The sequence below is a fragment of the Solwaraspora sp. WMMD792 genome (assembly GCF_029626105.1).
GTDB lineage: Bacteria > Actinomycetota > Actinomycetes > Mycobacteriales > Micromonosporaceae > Micromonospora_E.
Window position 1 is genome coordinate 2837614 of record NZ_JARUBH010000009.1, and the last position, 18828, is coordinate 2856441.

Annotated in this window: 16 protein-coding genes and 3 pseudogenes; 6 read left to right on the forward strand and 13 right to left on the reverse strand. The window is 73.3% G+C overall.

The genetic code is table 11. The features are described from left to right. Nucleotides 1-45: 45 nt before the first annotated feature. Both O7629_RS13970 and O7629_RS13975 read left to right on the forward strand, forming a co-directional pair. Nucleotides 46-810, forward strand: coding sequence for an IclR family transcriptional regulator (locus O7629_RS13970; RefSeq protein WP_278169643.1), 765 nt, complete (start codon nt 46-48; stop codon nt 808-810). A 177-nt stretch (nt 811-987) separates the two neighbouring features. After that, complete coding sequence (locus O7629_RS13975) at nt 988-2598, forward strand: ABC transporter substrate-binding protein (RefSeq protein ID WP_278169645.1); 1611 nt, start codon at nt 988-990, stop codon at nt 2596-2598. A 162-nt stretch (nt 2599-2760) separates the two neighbouring features. On the opposite strand, the gene O7629_RS13980 is transcribed toward O7629_RS13975, so the two are convergent. From O7629_RS13980 to O7629_RS14010, 7 genes and pseudogenes are all read right to left on the reverse strand, one after another. Beyond that, entirely contained in the window at nt 2761-3048 is a 288-nt protein-coding gene (locus O7629_RS13980; RefSeq protein WP_278169646.1) for an SDR family oxidoreductase, read from the reverse strand. A 52-nt stretch (nt 3049-3100) separates the two neighbouring features. Next, a pseudogene (locus O7629_RS13985) lies at nt 3101-3535 on the reverse strand (SDR family oxidoreductase); the annotation flags it as partial. Further along, nucleotides 3528-3845, reverse strand: coding sequence for an alpha/beta hydrolase fold domain-containing protein (locus O7629_RS13990; protein ID WP_278174519.1), 318 nt, complete (start codon nt 3843-3845; stop codon nt 3528-3530). The gene O7629_RS13990 and the pseudogene O7629_RS13985, both read right to left, overlap by 8 nt. Continuing rightward, nucleotides 3809-4336, reverse strand: a pseudogene (locus O7629_RS13995) (alpha/beta hydrolase); the annotation flags it as partial. The pseudogene O7629_RS13995 and the gene O7629_RS13990, both read right to left, overlap by 37 nt. Then, nucleotides 4267-5253, reverse strand: coding sequence for a hypothetical protein (locus O7629_RS14000; RefSeq protein ID WP_278169647.1), 987 nt, complete (start codon nt 5251-5253; stop codon nt 4267-4269). The pseudogene O7629_RS13995 and the gene O7629_RS14000, both read right to left, overlap by 70 nt. A 161-nt stretch (nt 5254-5414) precedes the next feature. Continuing rightward, nucleotides 5415-5654, reverse strand: coding sequence for a hypothetical protein (locus tag O7629_RS14005; RefSeq protein ID WP_278169649.1), 240 nt, complete (start codon nt 5652-5654; stop codon nt 5415-5417). A gap of 35 nt (nt 5655-5689) precedes the next feature. Further along, complete coding sequence (locus tag O7629_RS14010; RefSeq protein WP_278169650.1) at nt 5690-6922, reverse strand: transposase; 1233 nt, start codon at nt 6920-6922, stop codon at nt 5690-5692. A 25-nt stretch (nt 6923-6947) separates the two neighbouring features. On the opposite strand from O7629_RS14010, the pseudogene tnpA reads away from it, so the two are divergent. Continuing rightward, a pseudogene (tnpA, locus tag O7629_RS14015) lies at nt 6948-7363 on the forward strand (IS200/IS605 family transposase). Nucleotides 7364-7403: 40 nt separating this feature from the next. Here tnpA and O7629_RS14020 read toward each other — a convergent pair. Next, nucleotides 7404-7571 (reverse strand): NAD(P)-binding protein, encoded by a 168-nt coding sequence (locus O7629_RS14020; protein ID WP_278169651.1) that lies wholly within the window; start codon nt 7569-7571, stop codon nt 7404-7406. Between the two features lie 253 nt (nt 7572-7824). Between O7629_RS14020 and O7629_RS14025 the strand changes: the two genes are divergently transcribed. Genes O7629_RS14025 through O7629_RS14035 form a run of 3 tightly spaced genes read left to right on the forward strand, consistent with a single transcriptional unit; the run spans nt 7825 to nt 11821 of the window. Further along, nucleotides 7825-8769 (forward strand): ABC transporter permease, encoded by a 945-nt coding sequence (locus tag O7629_RS14025; protein ID WP_278169652.1) that lies wholly within the window; start codon nt 7825-7827, stop codon nt 8767-8769. Further along, nucleotides 8766-9710 (forward strand): ABC transporter permease, encoded by a 945-nt coding sequence (locus O7629_RS14030; protein ID WP_278169653.1) that lies wholly within the window; start codon nt 8766-8768, stop codon nt 9708-9710. Before O7629_RS14025 ends, O7629_RS14030 begins: the two co-directional genes overlap by 4 nt. Further along, nucleotides 9707-11821: a dipeptide ABC transporter ATP-binding protein gene (locus O7629_RS14035; RefSeq protein WP_278169655.1), complete on the forward strand. Its 2115-nt coding sequence runs from the start codon at nt 9707-9709 to the stop codon at nt 11819-11821. The genes O7629_RS14030 and O7629_RS14035 overlap by 4 nt, the downstream gene beginning before the upstream one ends. A gap of 46 nt (nt 11822-11867) precedes the next feature. Here the strand turns inward: O7629_RS14035 and O7629_RS14040 are convergent, their stop codons facing one another. From O7629_RS14040 to O7629_RS14060, 5 genes are all read right to left on the reverse strand, one after another. Next, on the reverse strand, nt 11868-13277 hold the full coding sequence (locus O7629_RS14040; protein ID WP_278169657.1) for an FAD-dependent oxidoreductase: 1410 nt from the start codon (nt 13275-13277) through the stop codon (nt 11868-11870). After that, on the reverse strand, nt 13243-15348 hold the full coding sequence (locus O7629_RS14045; protein ID WP_278169658.1) for an FAD-dependent oxidoreductase: 2106 nt from the start codon (nt 15346-15348) through the stop codon (nt 13243-13245). Before O7629_RS14045 ends, O7629_RS14040 begins: the two co-directional genes overlap by 35 nt. Next, the gene (locus O7629_RS14050; RefSeq protein ID WP_278169659.1) at nt 15345-16112 is read right to left on the reverse strand and encodes an SDR family oxidoreductase; all 768 of its coding nucleotides are present in this window, start codon (nt 16110-16112) and stop codon (nt 15345-15347) included. The genes O7629_RS14045 and O7629_RS14050 overlap by 4 nt, the downstream gene beginning before the upstream one ends. A gap of 43 nt (nt 16113-16155) precedes the next feature. Beyond that, nucleotides 16156-17628, reverse strand: coding sequence for an aldehyde dehydrogenase family protein (locus O7629_RS14055; protein WP_278169660.1), 1473 nt, complete (start codon nt 17626-17628; stop codon nt 16156-16158). A 117-nt stretch (nt 17629-17745) separates the two neighbouring features. Continuing rightward, the gene (locus O7629_RS14060; RefSeq protein ID WP_278169662.1) at nt 17746-18771 is read right to left on the reverse strand and encodes an MBL fold metallo-hydrolase; all 1026 of its coding nucleotides are present in this window, start codon (nt 18769-18771) and stop codon (nt 17746-17748) included. Nucleotides 18772-18828 lie beyond the last annotated feature (57 nt).

The following is an 18828-nucleotide window of genomic DNA, read 5'->3' on the forward strand; positions in this document are numbered from 1 at the left end:
GGAACCTTCTTTACGACGGAATGATCACGTGGTCATAATTCTCGGGTGCAGAACGCCGTGCCGTACCCCATCGAGTCCGTCGACAACGCCCTGCGCCTGATCCTGCTGCTGCGGGAGCGGTCCCGGCTCGGCGTGGCCGAGGCCGCCCGCCACCTCGGGGTGGCGCCGTCCACCGCGCACCGGCTGCTCGGCATGTTGAAGCATCACGGCTTCGCCGTCCAGGACGGCCGGCGGGCGTACCTGCCCGGCCCGGTCTTCGCCGACCTGGGGCTGCTCGCCGGCCGGTCGGGCCCGGACCTGCGTACCGTGGTGCGGCCGCATCTGGAGCGGCTCAGCGGTGAGCTGCAGGAGACAGTGCACCTGGCGGTGCTGCAGGGCACCGCGGTCCGGTTCCTCGACGGGGTGGAGGCCACCCACGGTCTGCGGGTCGGTTCCCGGGCCGGGATGTCGATGCCGGCGCACTGCACCTCCGGGGGCAAGGTGCTGCTCGCCCAGCTCAGCCCGGCGGAGCTGGAGGTGCTCTATCCCCGAGGGCTGCCGGCGGTGTACGGCCCCGCGGTCGAGGATCTCGCCACCCTGCGTCGCCAGTTGACCACCGCACGCCGTCTCGGCTACGCGGTGAACCGCGAGGAGAGCGAGCGGGGCATTACCGGGATCGGGGTCTGCCTGCGCGACACGACGGGCCGGGTGCGCGGCGCGCTGGCGGCCGGGATGCCCACCGCGCGTTGCCCGAACACCCGGATCCCCGAGGTCGCGGCGGCGCTGCGAACCGCCGCCGGGCTGATCGCCGCCGAGCTGGGCGGGCACTGACCCCGGCATCGGGCTGCAACATCGGCGCAACATGCCGTTGACGAAGCAAGCGCTTTGTTGGTAGCTTCCTCGCCTACTCTCGCCGGCGCCGTGCCGTGCCGCACCGCTGGTAGAGCAACTGCCGCCTACCGAAGGTGGGACCGAAAAGTGAGATCCCTACACCGCACACTCGCGCCGTTGCTGGCGTTGTCCCTGCTGCCGCTCGCCGCTTGCAGCACCAGTTCCGATACCGACTCCGACACCACCGACGACAACGCCACCGCCGCGCCCGGCTGCCCGCCGGCGACGTCCAGCACGGTGGCCCACGACCCGACCGCGATCCTCAAGTACGGCAGCGTGCCGGCCAGCTCGCTCGACCCGATCCGGATGGTCGAGGCCAACGAGATCACCGTGCTGCAGACGATCTTCGACCCGCTGGTCAAGCTCGACGCCAACGACCAACCCATCCCTGGACTGGCCACCGAGTGGAGCGTCGTCGAGGACAACGTCATGGAGTTCAAGCTCCGCGACGGCGTCGTCTTCTCCGACGGCACCCCGTTCGACGCCGAGGCGGTGCGGTTCAACATCGACCGGGCGATGAACGACGAGGAATCGAACATCAAGGGCGACCTGGCCAACGTCCAGGCCGTCGAGGTGGTCGACGACCTCACCGTACGGTTCGAGCTGGATCCGCCGAACCCGGCCGCCTTCCCGATCGTCCTGTCCGACCGGCCCGGGCTGATGGCCTCGCCCACCGCCGTACAGGCCGCCGGCTCCTCGACGGCGTTCAGCGACGCCCCGGTCGGCGCCGGCCCGTACGCCGTCGAGGGCCCCTGGTACGCCCGGGAGAAGGTCAGTGTCCGGGCCTGGGACGGCTACTGGAACGCGCAGGAGCGGCTGCTCGGCGGGATCGACTTCATCGAGACCTCCACCGACGCCAGCCTCGGCGCGCTGCAGGCCGGTGACCTGGACGTGCAGTACATCGAGGACGACAAGGTCGCTGCGGCCTGCGCCGACGACCGGCTGCGGGTGATGTCCTCGTCGACCAACGAGGTCCGCGCGCTGCTGATCAACCAGGCGATGGAGCCGTTCGACGATGTGCGGGTCCGGCAGGCCCTGCAGTACGCCCTGAACCGCGAGGCGATCACCGAGGCGCTGACCGACGGCCGGTCCGAGGCGGCCACCCAGTGGTTCCCGGAGGGATCGGTGCCGTACTCGCCCGAGTTGGCCGACGCCTACCCGTACGACCCGGACCGGGCCCGGGAGTTGCTGGCCGAGGCCGGCTACCCGGACGGGGTGACCTTCACCGCCGAGATCGGTGGCACCTTCACCGCGTACGTCCGGATGGGTGAGCTGGTGCAGGCGCAGCTGGAGCAGGCCGGGTTCACCATGGACCTGCAGCTGATCGACCCGGCGCAGATGCTGGCCCGGCTGTACGGCACCGCCGACTCGCCGCCGCAGATCGCCGCCGCGCCGCTGGCCATGGCACCGGCCCGGTCACCGTCCAGCCGGTTCCGGGAACGGTTCTTCGAGGACGGCCGGTACAACCCGTCCGGCGAGACCATCCCCGGCCTGCGGGACCTGGTCGTCCAGGCGGACGCCGCGGTCGACCCCGACGAGCGGGCCGACCTGCTGCGCCAGGCGGCCACCCTGGTCTCCGAGGAGGCCGCCGCCGGCGTGCCGCTGTTCTTCGTCGCCGGGCACACCGCGATGGGTGCCCACGTCGGCGGGGTGCAGCGCGGCTCCACCCGGTCGAACATGATCTTCGACGGGTTGTACATCACCGAGGGCCGGGTGCCGGTCGGCTGACCACCCGGACCGCCTCGCGCGGGCGGACGCTCCAGCGGCGCCGTGGGATCCGTCGGACGGATCCCACGGCGCCGTGGCGTGCCGGGTGCCGCCGGCCGGCCAGCAGGAACCACCCCCGCTCGGCGGTGTGCGGATGTGGGTGGATCGAGCGACGGTGGCCGGTCAGGCCAGCGCGCCGCCGTCGGCGCGCAGCACGCTGCCGGCGACGAACGACGCGTCCGGCGAGGCCAGGAACGCGATGGTACGGGCGATCTCAGCCGGTTCGGCCCGCCGACCGGTCGGCCGCACCGGGGCCGGGGCCGGGCCGGTGGCCGCACCGCCGGTTGAGGCGGCATCGCCGCCGGCCAGCGCGGCCCGCATCCCGTCGGCCAGCCGGGTCCGCACCGCCCCGGGGCAGAGCACGTTGATCCGTACCCCGGCCGGGCCGTACTCGGCGGCCAGCGAGCGCATCAGCGCGATCAGCCCGCCCTTGGACGCCGCGTACACCGCGGCTGCCGGACCAGCCGCGCAGCCCGGCCACCGAGGAGACCGCCACGACGGTGCCGCCGGTGGCCACCAGGTGCGGCATCGCGGCCTGGGCCAGCAGGAACGGCGCCCGCAGATTGACGTCGAGCACCCAGTCCCACTCGGCGACGGTGACCGCGTCGGACGGTCCGGCCTGACCCACCCCGGCGACCAGGGCGAGCACGTCGATCCGGCCGTACCGGCGCAGGCAGGTCTCGACGACGGTGGCCGCCGCCGCAGGGTCGGCCAGGTCGGCGGTGAGCGTCCCGACCTGGCCGCCGCCGGCTCCCACCTGCTCGCGCAGCGCGGCCAGACCGTCGGGGTCGACGTCCACCCCGAGTACGGTGTCGCCGAGCGCGGCGAAATGCTCGGCGGTGGCCCGGCCGATGCCGGCGGCGGCCCCGGTGACCACCGCCACCCGTGGCTCAGCCATCCAGCACCGCCCGCAGCACGGCGAACGCCTGCGCGGTCGCGGTCCGACCAGTGTCCAACTGGTGCCACTGGGTGAAGAAGCCGTGCACCACACCGGGATGGCTGGCCAGGGTAACCGCGACCCCGGTGGCCCGCAGCCGGGCCGCGTACGCCTCGTTCTCGCTGCGCAGCGGGCAGTGCTCGGCGGTGACCAGGTAGGTCGGCGGCAGGCCGGCCAGGTCGGCGGCAGGCCGGCCAGGTCGCCGGCCCGCAGCGGGCAGGCCGCCGGCTGGTCCGGGTCGGCGTCGCCCAGGTACTGGTGCCAGTACCAGCGCAGGTGGTCGACGGTGACCGCGTACCCGTGGCCGTTGCTGCGGTAGGAGTCGGTGTCGAACCGGTGGTCGAGCATCGGGTAGACCAGCAGCTGGTACGCCAGGGCCGGACCGCCGCGCGCGACGGCGAGCTGGGCGGTGACCGCGGCGAGGTTGCCGCCGGCGCTGTCGCCAGCCACCGCGATCCGCGCCGGGTCGACACCCAGCGCGGCGGCGTTGCCGGCGGTCCAGGCGGTCGCGGCGTACGCGTCCTCGGCGGCGGCCGGGAACCGGTGTTCGGGGGCGAGCCGGTAGTCGACCGACACCACCACCGCGCCGCTGTCGCGGGCCATCAGCCGGCACAGCCCGTCGTGGGTGTCCAGCGAGCAGAACGTGAAGCCGCCGCCGTGGCAGAACACCACCGCCGGCCGCGGCCGCCCGGTCAGCGCCGGGTGGTAGACCCGTACCCGGGGACCGGCCGGACCGGCACGGTGCTCGGCGACCCGGTGCACCGGCGGACCGGGCGGCGGGTTGCCCGGGCGGGTGGCGAGGATCCGCCGCGCCTCGGCGGCGTCGTGCACCTTGGTGCCGAGCGCCGGCATCCGCCGGGCCGCCGCGACCACTGCGGCGGCGGACTGCGGATCGAGTGCCATGGGTCAGACCACCGGGTCACTGGTCGGCGTCGGGTCGGGTGCCGGGTACGGGTCGGGTGCCGGGTCGTCGAAGCGCAGGCCGGGATAGCCGGCCGCGGCGATCTCGTCGCACCGCCGCCGGTAGCTGCGCGGCCCGTCGGCCCACACCTGGCGCAGCGACCGCCCGCCCGGCCCCGGATATCCATGCGGGTCAGCGCTCCGGTCATCGCGTCGTAGCCGGTGGCGAAGACGACCGCGTCGGCCGGGTACTCCCGGCGGCTGGTCCGCACCCCGCCCGGGGTCAGCTCGACGATCGGCTCGGACCGTACGTCGACCAGGTCGACGTCGGCGCGGTTGAAGGTCTCGAAGTACCCGGTGTCGCGGCAGATCCGCTTCGTCCCGATCGGATGCCCCTGCGGGCAGAGCAGTTCGGCGGTGGCCGGGTCGGTCAGCGTGGCCCGGATCTTCTCCCGGACGAAGTCGGCCACCGCGCGATTGGCGTCGGCGTCGGTCAGCACGTCGGTGAACGCGGTCAGGAAGGACACCTCACCGTCGCGCCAGCGCTGCTCCAGTTCGGCCCGGCGGACCTGCTCGGGGACCTGCAGCACGCCCTTGCCGGTCCGCCGGTGCAGCGCCCGCGGGTTCTCCCGCATCGTCGCCCGGATCTGCGGATACCGGGCCTTGACGTCGGCCTGCTCGCCGGGCAGCAGCGGCCGGTTGCGGGCTGGCAGGCTGAAGTTGGCGGTCCGTTGGAAGACCGTCAGGTGTGCCGCCTGCTCGGCGATCGGCGGGATCACCTGGATGCCGGACGAGCCGGTGCCGACGACCGCGACCCGCTGGCCGGTGAAGTCGACCTCGTGGTGCGGCCACTGTCCGGTGTGGTAGATCGGGCCGGTGAAGTCGCGCTGGCCGGGCCAGTCCGGGGTGCGGGCGGCGGACAGGCAGCCGATGGCGGTGATCAGGAACCGGCCGACGAAGGTACGCCCGCTCTCGGCGCGCAGCCGCCACAGCCCGGCACGATCGTCGAAGTCGGCGGTCCGGATCCGGGTGTCAAGGTGATGTCGCGGCGCAGGTCAAACCGGTCGGCGACGTGGTCGGCGTAGCGCAGGATCTCCGGCTGAGCGGCGAACCGCTCGGTCCACTGCCACTCCTGCTGCAGCGGCTCAGAGAACGAGTAGGAGTACTCCAGGCTCGCCACGTCGCAGCGGGCCCCGGGTTGACATCCTCGCCGCCCTAAACGGCGGCGATTCCAGCCACGCCGCGCGTGACACGCGCAGTGTTCTGGTGGGTTACCGTTTCACCGCGCGGTGCCGGGACGGGTCCCGGTCCTACCCGCGCTCCACGGTCGTTGAAGTCCGCCTGCCCGGCGGCCTTGATGTTGATCGCGGCGTTGACGTCCCGGTCGTGGAGACCGCCACACGGACAGACCCACGACCGCACGTTCAACGCCATCCGCTCGTTGATCCGGCCGCAGTCCGAGCACATCCGGGTGGACGGGAGCCACCGGTCCACCCGGGCGAACGTGCGTCCGGACCTCGCCGCCTTGTACTCCAGCATGGCGACGAACGACGACCATCCGGCGTCGTGGACGGACTTCGCCAGCCGGGTCCGGCCGAGACCGACGACACACAGGTCCTCGACGTACACCGCTTGATTCTCACGGATGATCGTCGTGGACAGCTTGTGCTGCCAGTCCCGCCGGGTGTCGGCCACCCGGGCGTGCGCCCTGGCGACCTTCACGACGGCCTTCCCACGGCGGTTGCTGCCCCGCTGTTTACGCGACAGGGCCTGCTGCAGCCGTTTGAGCTTGCGGGCCGCGCGGCGCAGGAACCTGGGCGCGGCCACCTTCGTGCCGTCCGACATGACCGCGAAGTGCGTCAGCCCCAGATCGATCCCCACCTCAGCATCGGTCGGCGGCAGCGGCTCGTCCTCGCTGGTCCGCACGACGAACGAGGCGAAATACCGTCCGGCGGCGTCCCGGATGACCGTCACGGACGACGGGTCCAACGGCAAAGACCGGGACCAGCGGACCGTGAGGTCGCCGATCCTCGGCAGCCGCAGACGGCCGTTGTCCAGCACCGTGAACCGGGAATTGCGGGTGAAGCGGATGGCCTGCCGGTTGTCCTTACGGGACCGGAACCTCGGCGGGGCCACCTTCGCACCCTTGCGTCTGCCTGAGATCGAGGCGAAGAAGGTGCGGTACGCGGTGTTCAGGTCCGCGAGTGCCTGCTGCAACACCACCGCCGACACCTCACCCAGCCACGCCCGCTCCGGTGTCGTCTTGGCCCGCGTGATGACCCGCTTCGACAGCTCGGCGTCCGAGATGTACGGCAGGCCCTGCTCGTAGGCGGTCTGCCGTGCACGCAGCCCGTCGTTGAACACCACCCGGGCGCATCCGAACGCCCGGGCCAGCGCGATCTGCTGGCCGGGTGTCGGATAGACCCGGAACTGGTACCGGAGCTGCACGAACCACACGATATCATATTGGTCTATGGCAGAACTCGAAGGTATCTGTACCGGCAGGCACCGTGTTTTCGCGATGCATGTTCACTTGGTTTTCGTGACGAAGTTCCGGCACCCGGTGTTCGCCGACCGGCACCTACCCGCATGGAAGCCATCATGCGGGACGTGTGCACGGACTTCGAGGCCGAGCTGGTCGAGTTCAACGGCGGCCACAACCATGTCCACCTGCTGGTCGACCACCCACCCAAAGTCGCCGTGGCCCGCCTGGTCAACTCACTCAAGGGCGTCCCGTCGCGCCGCCCGCGGCAGGAGTTCCCCGACCTGGTGCAGCGCTACTACCGGGCCAACAAGCTCTGGTCGGGCTCGTACTTCGCCGGCTCCGTCGGCGGCGCGCCACTGAGCATCGTGACGCAGCACATCGAGCAGGAAAACCGTCCAGGTTAGAGCACTGCTCGGGCCCTGGCGGCCCTCCCAGCGCGGGCCTTCACCCCCGGGCCTGAAGGCCGGAGCACTGACCCGCATTCCGGTAGCGGTTCCAGTACCAGGTGCCGCCGACGCCACCGGCAGCCTCGACCGCGTGCACGGTGAAGCCGAGCGCGCGCAGCTGGTGGATCAGATACATGCCGGCGAACCCGGCTCCGACGACCAGCACGTGTACCGGTCCGCCGTACCGGCGGGATCGTCGACCGCGGTGTCCGTCGTCATCCCGACCGACGCTAGCCAACCGAGCGCTTGTTCGTCAACGCGGCTGCCTGCGACGATACGCGGGCCGATGCCCGTCCGGGCACCGGTCGGCGCGGGTCGGCACCACCGAGGCGTTGACGAACAAGCGCTCGTTAGGTAGGTTGCCCGGACAGTCAGATGCTGGTCAGCCAGCGTTCCGGCGGCCAAAGGATCACCCACGAATGGTCACCCTCGTCCTCCGGCGCCTCCTGTCGGCGATCCCGCTCCTGCTGATCGTCTCGCTGGGCGCGTTCTCCCTGGTCGCGTTGCTTCCCGGCGACCAGGCGATGGCGATCGCCGGCGAACACGCCACCCCGGAGCAGCTGGCCGCGCTGCGCCAACAGCTACGCCTCGACGACCCCTTCCTGGTCCGCTACGCGCACTGGCTCGGCGGCATCCTGCAGGGCGACCTCGGCGACTCGCTGGTCACCGGCCGGGCGATCAGCGACGAGATCCTGCGCCGCGCACCGCTGACCGCGAGCATCGCCCTGGGCACCCTCGTCGTGGTGCTGCTGATCGGCGTACCGACCGGCATCCTGCAGGGCGTCTACGCCGGCCGCGTCGTCGACCGGCTCGGCCTGCTCGGCAGCGCCGCCGGCCTGGCCGTGCCGAACTTCTGGCTGGCCACCATGCTGATCACCATCTTCGCGGTGCAACTGCGTTGGCTGCCGGCCACCGGTTACACCCCGCTCAGCGAGGGCGTGCTGCCCTGGGCCCAGCACCTGATCATGCCGTCGATCACCCTCGGCGTGTTCACCGCCGCCGAAATGGCCCGCCAGCTGCGCACCGGCTTCCTCCACGCGTACGCCCAGCCCTACATCCGGACCGCCTGGTCCAAGGGGCTGCCGGCGCGCACGGTGATCGGCAAACACGCGCTGAAGAACGCGGCGGCGCCGGCGATCACCGTGCTCGGCATCCGCCTCGGCCACCTGCTGTCCGGCGCGGTGATCGTCGAGTCCATCTTCGGCATGCCGGGGCTCGGCAAGTTCGCCATCGACGCCATCCTCAACCGGGACTTCACCGTCGTACAGGCTGTCGTCCTGGTCTCCGCGGTGGTCGTGCTCACCGCGAACCTGCTCGTCGACATCGCCTACGGACTCCTCAACCCGAAGGTGCGGATCTCTTGAGCCGACCAGTGAGCACCGACGACACCGCGTCCACCGCCGCCCCCTCCGAGACCGGTGCCGGGCCGGAGCCGGACGGACTCGACCGCCGTGACCGCGGCGACACCCTCGTCGCCCGGATCCGCAGTCAGCCGATGACCGTGGTCGCTCTCGGCTACCTGGTGCTGCTCAGCCTGTTGGCGGTCGCCGCACCGCTGGTCAGCCCGTACGACCCGTACGCCCCCGATTTCCGGGCGATCCTCGACCCGCCGTCGGCCGCGCACTGGCTCGGCACCGACGACCTCGGTCGGGACATGCTCAGCCGGCTGCTGTACGCCTCCCGGTCCTCCCTGCTGGCCTGCCTGCAGGCGGTCGGGCTCGGCCTGTTCGGCGGAGTCCTGCTCGGCGTGACCGCCGGCTACTTCGGCGGCTGGGTGGACCGGCTGGTGATGACGCTGATCGACGCCGTGCTCAGCGTCCCCGGCCTGCTGCTGGCGATGTCCATCGTGGGCGTGCTCGGGCCCGGGCTGCGCAACGCCATGTTCGCCCTCGCGGTCATCTTCGTGCCGATCTTCGCCCGGCTGAGCCGCATCCAGGCGCTGGCGGTACGCGAGGAGACCTACCTGGAGGCGGCCCGCTCGATCGGGGTCTCCCACCTGCGGTCGGTGCTGCGGCACGTGCTGCCCAACATCGCCGGTCCACTGGTCGTCCAGGTCTTCATCACGATGGCCGTGGCGATCGTCGCCGAAGGCGCGATGAGCTACCTCGGGCTCAGCATCCAGCCGCCCGAGGCGAGCTGGGGGAATCTGCTGCAACGGGCGTTCTCGTCGGTCGCCTCGGCACCCTGGTTGATCTTCATCCCCGGCCTGACCATCACCCTGACGGTCGTCGCCTTCCAGGTGCTCGGCGACGGACTCAGCCAGGCCCTGTCCGGCGGGCACCCGCAGAAAGCAGGCCGCAGATGAGCGCCGCCACCACGACGACCCGCCCGCTGCTGGAGGTCGACGGCCTGACCGTCAGCGTCGGATCCGGACGGGACACGGTGCACCTGGTCGAACAGGTCGACCTGAGCGTCGCCGGCGGCGAGACCCTCGGCCTGGTCGGCGAGAGCGGCTCCGGCAAGAGCATCACCTGTCTCGCCCTGGCCGGACTGCTGCCGCCCGGCGCCCGGATCACCGGCGGTTCGATCCGCTTCGCCGGGCAGGAGCTCACCGGCCGCTCCCCCGCCGAGCTGACCCGGTTCCGCGGCAACCGGGTCGGCATGGTCTTCCAGGAGGCGTTGAGCAGTCTGAACCCGGCGTTCACCGTCGGCAACCAGATCGTCGAGAGCCTGCTGCGACACACCAGTATGAACCGCCGGCAGGCCCGGGCCCGCGCGGTGGAGCTGCTCGACCTGGTCCGGATCCCGGACCCGCAGCAGCGGGTGGCCAGCTATCCGCACGAGCTGTCCGGCGGGATGGCCCAACGGGCGCTGATCGCGATGGCCATCGCCGGCGAACCGGAGCTGCTGATCGCCGACGAACCGACGACCGCCCTGGACGTGACGGTCCAGCTGCAGATCCTGCAGCTGCTCGGCGATCTGCGTGACGCGCTTGGGATGTCGTTGCTGCTGGTGTCGCACGATCTCGGCGTCATCGCCACGATGGCGCAACGGCTCAGCGTCATGTACGCCGGACAGGTCGTCGAGTCCGGTCCGGTCCGCGACGTCTTCGCCGCGCCACGGCATCCGTACACCTCGGCGCTGATCTCGTCCAGCGCGGAGGTCGCCGAGAAGGCCACCCGGCTGCCGGTCATCCCCGGCCAGGTGCCCCGCCCGGGCCACTTCCCCGCCGCCGGCTGCCGGTTCGCCAACCGGTGCGCCCACGCCCAGCCGCACTGGACCCAGACCGACCCGCCGTGGACGGTGCTGGACGGTGGCGACCGGGGCACCCGGTGCGGCCGGCACGATGAACTCGAACTGCCCGGTACCGGCCCGGCACCGGCCACCGGCGCCGAGGACCCGGCGGCGGGCGAGGACGTGGCCGCGACCGAGGCAGCCGGCGAGGCGGCCGGCACCGGCGGTCCGACCGACGACGGCGACCACGGCGACGCCGGGGACGGGGCCGCCGGGGACGGGGCCGTGCTGCGGCTGCGCGGCCTCGGCAAGCAGTTCCCGGTGCGGCGCGGAGCGCTCGGTCTGCGTCGGGTGGTGGTGCACGCGGTCGACGGCGTCAACCTGACGGTGGCCCGTGGCCGGACGCTCGGCCTGGTCGGCGAGAGCGGCTCCGGCAAGTCGACCGTCGGCCGGCTCGCCCTGCGGCTGATCGAACCCACCAGCGGGGAGGTCTCCTTCCTCGGTCGGGACCTCGCCGCGATGAGCCGGGGCGAGCTGCGGTCACACCGACGCGGCATGCAGATGGTGTTCCAGGACCCGTACGCCTCGCTGGACCCGTCGATGACGGTCGGGCAGAGCATCGCCGAACCGCTGGTGGTGCACTCCCGGTTCACCCCGGCCGAGCGCCGCCGCCGGATCGGCCAGCTGCTGGAACGGGTCGGCCTGGACCCGGCGCTGGCCCGCCGGTCGCCGCGGGCGCTCTCCGGCGGCCAGCGACAGCGCATCTCGTTCGCCCGCGCGCTGGCGCTCGAACCCCAACTGATCATCTGCGATGAACCGGTGAGCGCGCTGGACGTCTCCACCCGGTCGCAGATCGTCAACCTGGTCCAGGACATCCAGGACGCCGAGGGCATCGCCTTCCTGTTCATCGCCCACGACCTCGCGCTGGTCCACCATGTCAGCCACGAGCTGGCGGTGATGTACCTGGGGCGGGTGGTGGAGAGCGGTCCCGCCAGCCGGGTGTACAGCCACCCCGCACACCCGTACACCCGGGCGTTGCTGGCTTCGATGCTGACCCCGGCCAGTCACGGGCTCGCCGGCCGGAGCACCCCGACCGGGGAGATCCCCAGCCCGATCGACCCGCCATCGGGTTGCCGGTTCCGCACCCGCTGCCCGCACGCGATGCCGGTGTGCGCCGAGGTGACCCCCCAGCCGGTGCCGGTCGCCGGCGGTGGCTGGTCCGCCTGTCACCTCACTGGCTGAGCCGACGGACGCACCGGCTGGGGCCGGGCCGCCGCCGCGCCCGGAGTCACCGCGGCCGCCGGGCCGCTTCCTCGCCGGCGACCAGGCCGAAGACCGCCGCCTCGAGCAACCCGCCCGCGTAGCCGGCGCGCGGGCCGCCGTGCAACCCGCCCATGGTCGCGCCGGCCGCGTACAGCCCGCCGATCGGCTGGCCGGCGGCGTCGCACAGCCGGGCCCGGCCGTCGACCCGCAGCCCGCCGAGGGCGAACGTCACCCCGGCCACCAGCGGCACCGCCCGCAGCGGCGGTACGGCCAACCGCAGCCGGCCGGTGCGCGGCGGCACCGCGTCCTCCGGCGCCGCCAGCAGCTGCGCCACCGTGGCGGACAGCCCGGCCGGGTCGATGCCGGCTCGAGCGGCCAGGTCCGCCGGACCGGTTCCGGTCAGCACGGTCGCGCCGCAGTCGAGCAGGTACGGGTTGGGTGCCGGGTCGCCGATCCGGCCCTCGGTGCGCCACCCGTCGTCGTCGACGATCAACCAGCACCCGTCGGGTGCCGGGCCGTGGGCCACCGCGTTGGTCGTGGTCACCCCGTGATGGCTCTCGTCGACCAGCCGCCGACCGTCCGGGCCGACGACGATCCCGACCGCCGCCAACGGATCCAGGATCGGGTACGGCCACAGTCGACTGTCCTGTCTCGCCTCACGGACCAGCAGGTGGCCGTAGAACCCGGCATCGGGGATCAGCGCCGCGCCGGCCGAGCGGCCCATCCGCAGGCCGTCGCCGGTCGCGGTGCCGGCGCCGCGCAGCAGCACCCGGTCGGTACCCAGCAGATCACGGCGCAGGCCCGGGTCGGCCTGGAACCCGCCGTCGGCGAGGACCACGGCCCGGCTGGTGATCCACCCGGTGGCACCGCCCGGCAGGTCCAGCCCGACCTGCCAGGCCGCACCGGGCGCGGGCCGCAGCCGTCGAGCCCGGGCCGGCTGACGCAGGGTGCCGCCGGCGGCGGTGAACTCGTCGGCGAGCCCGCGCAGGAAGGTCCAGACGCCGAAGTTGGCGTACCGCCGGCCGGGCTCGGTACGGCGCACCGGGGCGAACACCCGCGCCCGGTGCGCGGCGTCGCCGTCGGTGACCAGCCGGGCACCGTGCTCGACGAGCCAGTCCAGGGTGGGCCGCAGGCGTTCGCTCCAGGTGCGCAGCACCGCCTCGTCGGCCCGGCCGTCGGTCAACTCCCGCACCTGATCCCGCAACTGCTCCGGCGGGGTTTCCGGATCGCGCAGCGCGGCGTGCAGGGCGCCGCCGGACAGCACCGAGTTGCCCCAGCCGGGGCGCCGACGGGACCGTTCGACGACGACCACCGACGCGCCGGCCTGCTGGGCGCAGACCGCGGCGCACCAGCCGGCCAGGCCGGCACCGACCACCAGTACGTCGACCGGCGGTTCGCCACTATCGCCGGTCGGCGGCGGCCAGTGCGTATCCAAACCGGGCTCCTTCCAGCACGGCGTGCGTCAGCCGACGGGGCGCCAACGCGTCGCCGACCACCTGACATTCGACGTTCGGCGGTAGCGCGGCCGGCAGGCCGTCGTCGGCAGTCCGGCCGTGCGCGAGAACCACCGCGCCGGCGTCGAGGGTCGACCGGTGCCCGGTGAACAACTGCTCCACCTCGACGACCCCGCCGGACCACCGGTGCACCCTGGTCGCCGGGGCGAACCCCACCGCCCGGCCGTACAGCCGACGCAGCACCGCCGGCCGGGTCCGCTGATCGAGGTCGGGTCCGATGTCGACGCATTCGGTGCACACCTGGACCGGCCAGCCCTCCCCGGCCAGCAGGTCGGCGGCGAGTAGCGGCTCCAGATGCCGCTCGGCGCCGCCGACCACCAGCACCGGCACGCCCGGCGTCGGTCGGCGACCGGCCAGCAGATCCATCGTGGTCAGTACCGGTCGGTCGACGGGGAAGCCGACCGGGCCTGGCCGGGCACCGGTGGCCAGCACCACCAGGTCCGCGCCGAGCAGATCAGGATGGTCGGCGGTGGCGGTGGTGCCGGTCCGCAGGACCACCCGCCCGCCGGCGGGAGACGGCCGGTCCAGCAGCGGGGCCAGCCGCCGCTCGAGCCGGTGCAGCAGCGGCGCCCAGTCGGCGAGCAGCGGCGTGCCGACCAGGTGGCGCAGTGCCCCGCCGACCGCGTCGGCTGCCTCGATCAGGGTCACCTCGGCTCCGGCCGCTGCGGCACCGGCCGCCACCTCCACCCCGGCCGGCCCGGCGCCGACGACGGTGATCCGTCGGCGGGCACGCCGGTGGTGGACGGGGGCCGGCCCGCCGGCCGGCGAATCGACTGGCCGTGGACCGGGCTGCGGTGGGTCTGGCGGCAGCGGGTCGAACTCGGCTTCCCGGCCGGCGGCCGGGTTCGCCGGGCAGGAGAACGGCACCCGTACGCACTCGTTGCAGGCGACGCAGCGGACGATCCCGGCGTCGTCCCCGCTGACCGCGCGCTGGGGGAAGGTGGGGTCCGCGATCAGCGCCCGGGCCAGTCCTACCAGGTCGGCCGCGCCGTCGGCGACCAGGCCACGGGCGATCGCCGGGTCGGTGATCCGGCCGGAGACCAGGACCGGCACGTCGACCACGGCGCGGACCTGGCGGGCGGTCGCCGCCGCCGGCGCCGGTGGCACCAGCCAGGATCCGGTGTACGCGGTAACCGGCCGGCCGTCGCGCAGCCCGTCGTGGTTGCCCAGCGACAGGTTGACGTAGTCGACGAGATCGGCGATCCCGGTGGCGATTGCGGTCACCCCGGCGGCGTCGATCCCGCCCGGCACCTCCTCGCCGGCGGTGAGTCGGACACCGAGCAGCGACCGGTCCCCCAGCTCGGCGCGCACCGCGCGCAGGATCCGGCGGATCAGCCGCAGCCGGCCGGCCGGGGAGCCGCCGTACCGGTCGGTGCGCCGGTTGTAGTGCGGGGACAGGAACCGGTTCAGCAGGTACCCGTGGCCGGCGTGCAGTTCGACGCCGTCGAACCCGGCGGCGACGATCGCCGTGGCGGTGGCGAGGTAGCCGGTCACCAGGTCGTCGATCTCGGCGGCGGTGAGCGCGTGCGGGACGGCTCCGGTGTCGTCGCCCCGTACCTGCGACGGAGCAAGGGCCGGCTGGAAGTTGTCCCAGCCGCGCTCCGCGCCGGGGTGGTGGATCTGGCCGACGGCGAGCGCCCCGCCGCCGTGCGCCGCGTCCGCCAGCCCGACCAGGTGCTCGTGCGCCGCCGCGAGCAGCACCTGGCGGTGCCGGGGGTCGCGGACGTGGAACGAGACCGCGTCGGGGTCGACGTAGCCGTCCGGGTCACCGGGGCAGGCCTCCAGCGGGTAGACCGGGTTGGCGTACACCCCCTGGCCGGCCGGCAGCACGATCATCGCCACCCCGCCGGCGGCGCGCTCGGCCACGTAGCGCCGCAGCCGCCGGGGTGGCAGTCGGCCGAGGTGCGGGGTCATCACCATCCGGTTGCGCAACCGGTGCCGGCCGACGGTCAGCGGTGTGGCCAGCGGGTCACCGCCCGGCCGGCCGGTCATGCCGGCAGCAGCGTCTGCAGCGCGACGCCCAGCCCGCCGTCGACGGCGATCACCTGGCCGGTGACGTAGCGGGCGGCGTCGCCGAGCAGGAAGACCACGACCGGGGCGATGTCCGTCGCGGACCCGGTGCGACCAAGCGGTACGGCGCCACCGCGGCGCTGCGCGGCCTGCGGGTCGCGGCTGCTGGCCGAGAAGTTGGTGCCGCTGACGATGCCCGGTGCGACCGCGTTCGCCCGGATGCCGTCCGGACCCCATTCCAGCGCCATCTGCCGGGTCAGGGCGATCACCGCTGCCTTGGCGGCGTTGTAGGCGCCGGCGCCGGGTGCGACGTGGATGCCGCACAGCGACGAGATGTTGACGATCGCGCCGCCCGACGCCATCGCGGGCAGGGCGGTCTGGCTGCAGTAGAGCGCGCTGGCGCAGTCGATCCGCATGATCGCGTCCCAGTCGTCCGGGCTGACCGACCGCAGTGCTCCGCCGCGTACCACACCGACGTTGTTGACCAGGCCGGTGAGCCGGCCGAGCCGGTCGACGGCGGCGGCCACGACGGCTGCGGCGGCCCGTGGGTCGGCCACGTCCCCGGCGACGGGGTAGGCGGTGCCGCCGGCGGCGACGACCGTGTCGGCGGCGGCCTGGGCGGCGGCCGGATCGAGGTCGTTGACGGCGACCGCCGCGCCGGCCGCCGCGACCTGCCGGGCGGTCTCCGCCCCGATCCCCGATCCGGCGCCGGTGACCAGCACCGCTCCGCCCGCCAGTGTTGTCATCCCGACCTCTTTTCTCCGCCGCCCGACGGTCCGCCGGGCGAGCTCATTCGTCGATGGCCAGCAGTACGTTCTTGACCCGGCTGAACTCCAGCAGTCCGGCGAGCCCGCCGACCTTGCCGTAGCCGCTCTGTTTCACCCCGCCGAACGGCGCGAACGGCCCGGCGGGGGCGCCGGCCCCGTTGACCCCGACGTTGCCGACGGCCAGCGCCGAGGCGACCCGCATCGCCCGGTCGACGTCGCGGGTGTGCACGTAGCCGGCAAGCCCGTACCGGCTGGCGTTGGCCGCCTCGACCGCCTCGGCTTCGCCGTCGAACCGGCAGACCGACAGCACCGGGCCGAAGATCTCCTCGGTGGCGAGTTCACTGTGCGGGTCGACGTCGGAGAAGACGGTTGGGGCGACGTAGTAGCCGTCGGCCAGGTCGCCGCCGAGCCGGTGCCCGCCGAGCACCAGGTCACCGGTGTTGTTCTCCCGGGCCCGGCCGATGGTCCCGACAACCCGCTCGCAGGCGGCCGCGTCGATCAGCGGTCCCATCCGGGCCGCCGGGTCGAACGGATCGCCGACGGTGACCGCCCGCAGGCCGTCCAGCAGCCGGCCGAGCACCTCGTCGTACACGTCGTCGTGGACGAACATCCGGGTCGGGATGGTGCAGCCCTGGCCGCTGTTGGCGGTGATCAGCAGCGCGAACCGGCAGGCCCGGTCGAGATCGGCGTCCGGGAAGACCAGCGATGCGCTCTTGCCGCCGAGTTCCAGCAGCAGCGGCTTGAGCGTCGGAGCGGCCGCCGCCTGGATCCGGGCAGCCGTCGCCGGACCGCCGACGAACCCGATCTTGTCCACCTCGGGGTGGCGGACCAGGGCGTCGCCGACCGCCGGGCCGCCGGGCAGGACGTTGACCACGCCGGGCGGCAGTCCGGCCTCGGCGCAGAGTCGACCGAACCGCAACGCCGCGAACGGCGCCTGCTCCGGTGGTTTGACGATCACCGTGCATCCGGCGGCCAGGGCCGGGGCGACGGTGGTCTGGATGTTGGCCAGCGGATGGTTCCAGGTGAGGATCGCGCCGACCACGCCGACCGGCTCCAGCAGGGTCAGGTCCAACGCTCCGGGCATCCGCAGCGCGTCGCCGGCGGCCTTGTCCAGCCAGCCGGCGTAGTAGTCGAAGAAGGTCTGACCGGTGGTGTAGCGGCCGTACGACAGGGCCGCCGGAGTGCCGACCTCGAGCGCGTTGATCGCGGCGAGGTCGGCGGCGTTGGCCCGAATCAGGTCGCCGAGGCGGGACAGCACCTGGCGACGCCGGTCGGTGGGCCAGCTGCGCCAGCCGGGGGCGGCAGCCCGGGCGGCGGCGACCGCCTCGTCGACCTCGACGGTCCCGGCCAGGGCGAAGCTCTGCTGGACACGGCCGGTGCCCGGGTCGACGTGGTCGCGTCGACCGCCGGTGCCGGTGTCGCGCCACCGTCCGTCGATCAGAATGCCGGGGCGTAGCAGGCTGGTCGGGTCCGCCGGTCGGTTGATCACCGTCATCGACGGCCACCGGGGGCCCGGATCGGCGTCGGGTCGGCTGACAGCATCACGATCACCTCACAAGCGCTTGCTTGGTGATCGACACTACCGCATCCCGTGCCGCCGCGAAACCCGTGGTCAGTCCACCGGCCGGTACGCCGTCACGCCGCCCGTCCGGTGCGACACCACCCGACCCTGCTCGGCCAGCAGGTCCAGATGCACCGCCGTCTCGTTGACCGCCAGCATCCGGTGGTACGGCGGCAGATCGTCGAGCGTGCGGCGACGTCGCGTCCAGGGCAGGGTCCGCGCCACCTGGTACGCGGTCCGCGCGCCGGCACCGACCGCAACCACCATCTCGGCCAACCGGTCCCGGTGATGGGCCAGCAGTTCGTCCACCCGTCGATGGACGCTGTCGCCCACCGGCCCGTGCGCCGGCAGCAGCAGCGCGTCCGGCAACGCACGTACCGCCCGCAGCGACTCCAGGTAACGGCCCAGCGGGCGGTGCGCCGCCACCGCCTCGAAGCCGACCGACGGGGTGATGCCCGGCAACACGTGGTCACCGGCGAAGAGCAGCCCGGCCTGCGGGTCGCGGAAGACGTAGTGCCCGGCGGTATGGCCCGGGGTCGGCAACGCCCGCAACCGGCGGCCGGACAACGCCACCTCGCGCTCACCGGACAGCCACTCGTCCGGCGGTTGCCAGTCGAGTTCCGGCTGCTCCGCGTCGGCGGTCAGCCGCTGCACCTGGTCGGCGAGGTCGGCGGCACCGGCGGCACACAACTGGGCCAGTGGGGCGGCGTACGGCTCGTCGGTGCCGGCCGCCATGAACTCCAGGCTGGGCCGCTCGCCCACCCCGAGCGCGATCGGCACCCCGGTCTCCCGCCGGATCGCAACCGCCTGCGAATAGTGGTCCTGGTGGATGTGAGTGACCAGGAAACGGCGGATCGCGGCGAGGTCGTGCCCACGGTCACCGAGCGCCGCATCGAGGGCCTTGCGGGCGGCCGGCACCGCCCAACCGGCGTCGACCAGCACCAGCCCGGCGTCGTCCTCGATCGCGTAGACGTTGACCGCCCGCAGCGCGTCGTCGGGCATCGGCAGCGGAATCCGGTACACCCCGTCCGCGACCGGGTGCGCCCCGGGCGTCATCCAGTCCGACACCGCCGCCATCGGGCACCCCCTCGTGCTGACCAACCAGCCACCGACCATACCGGTCGCTTGCTTGGC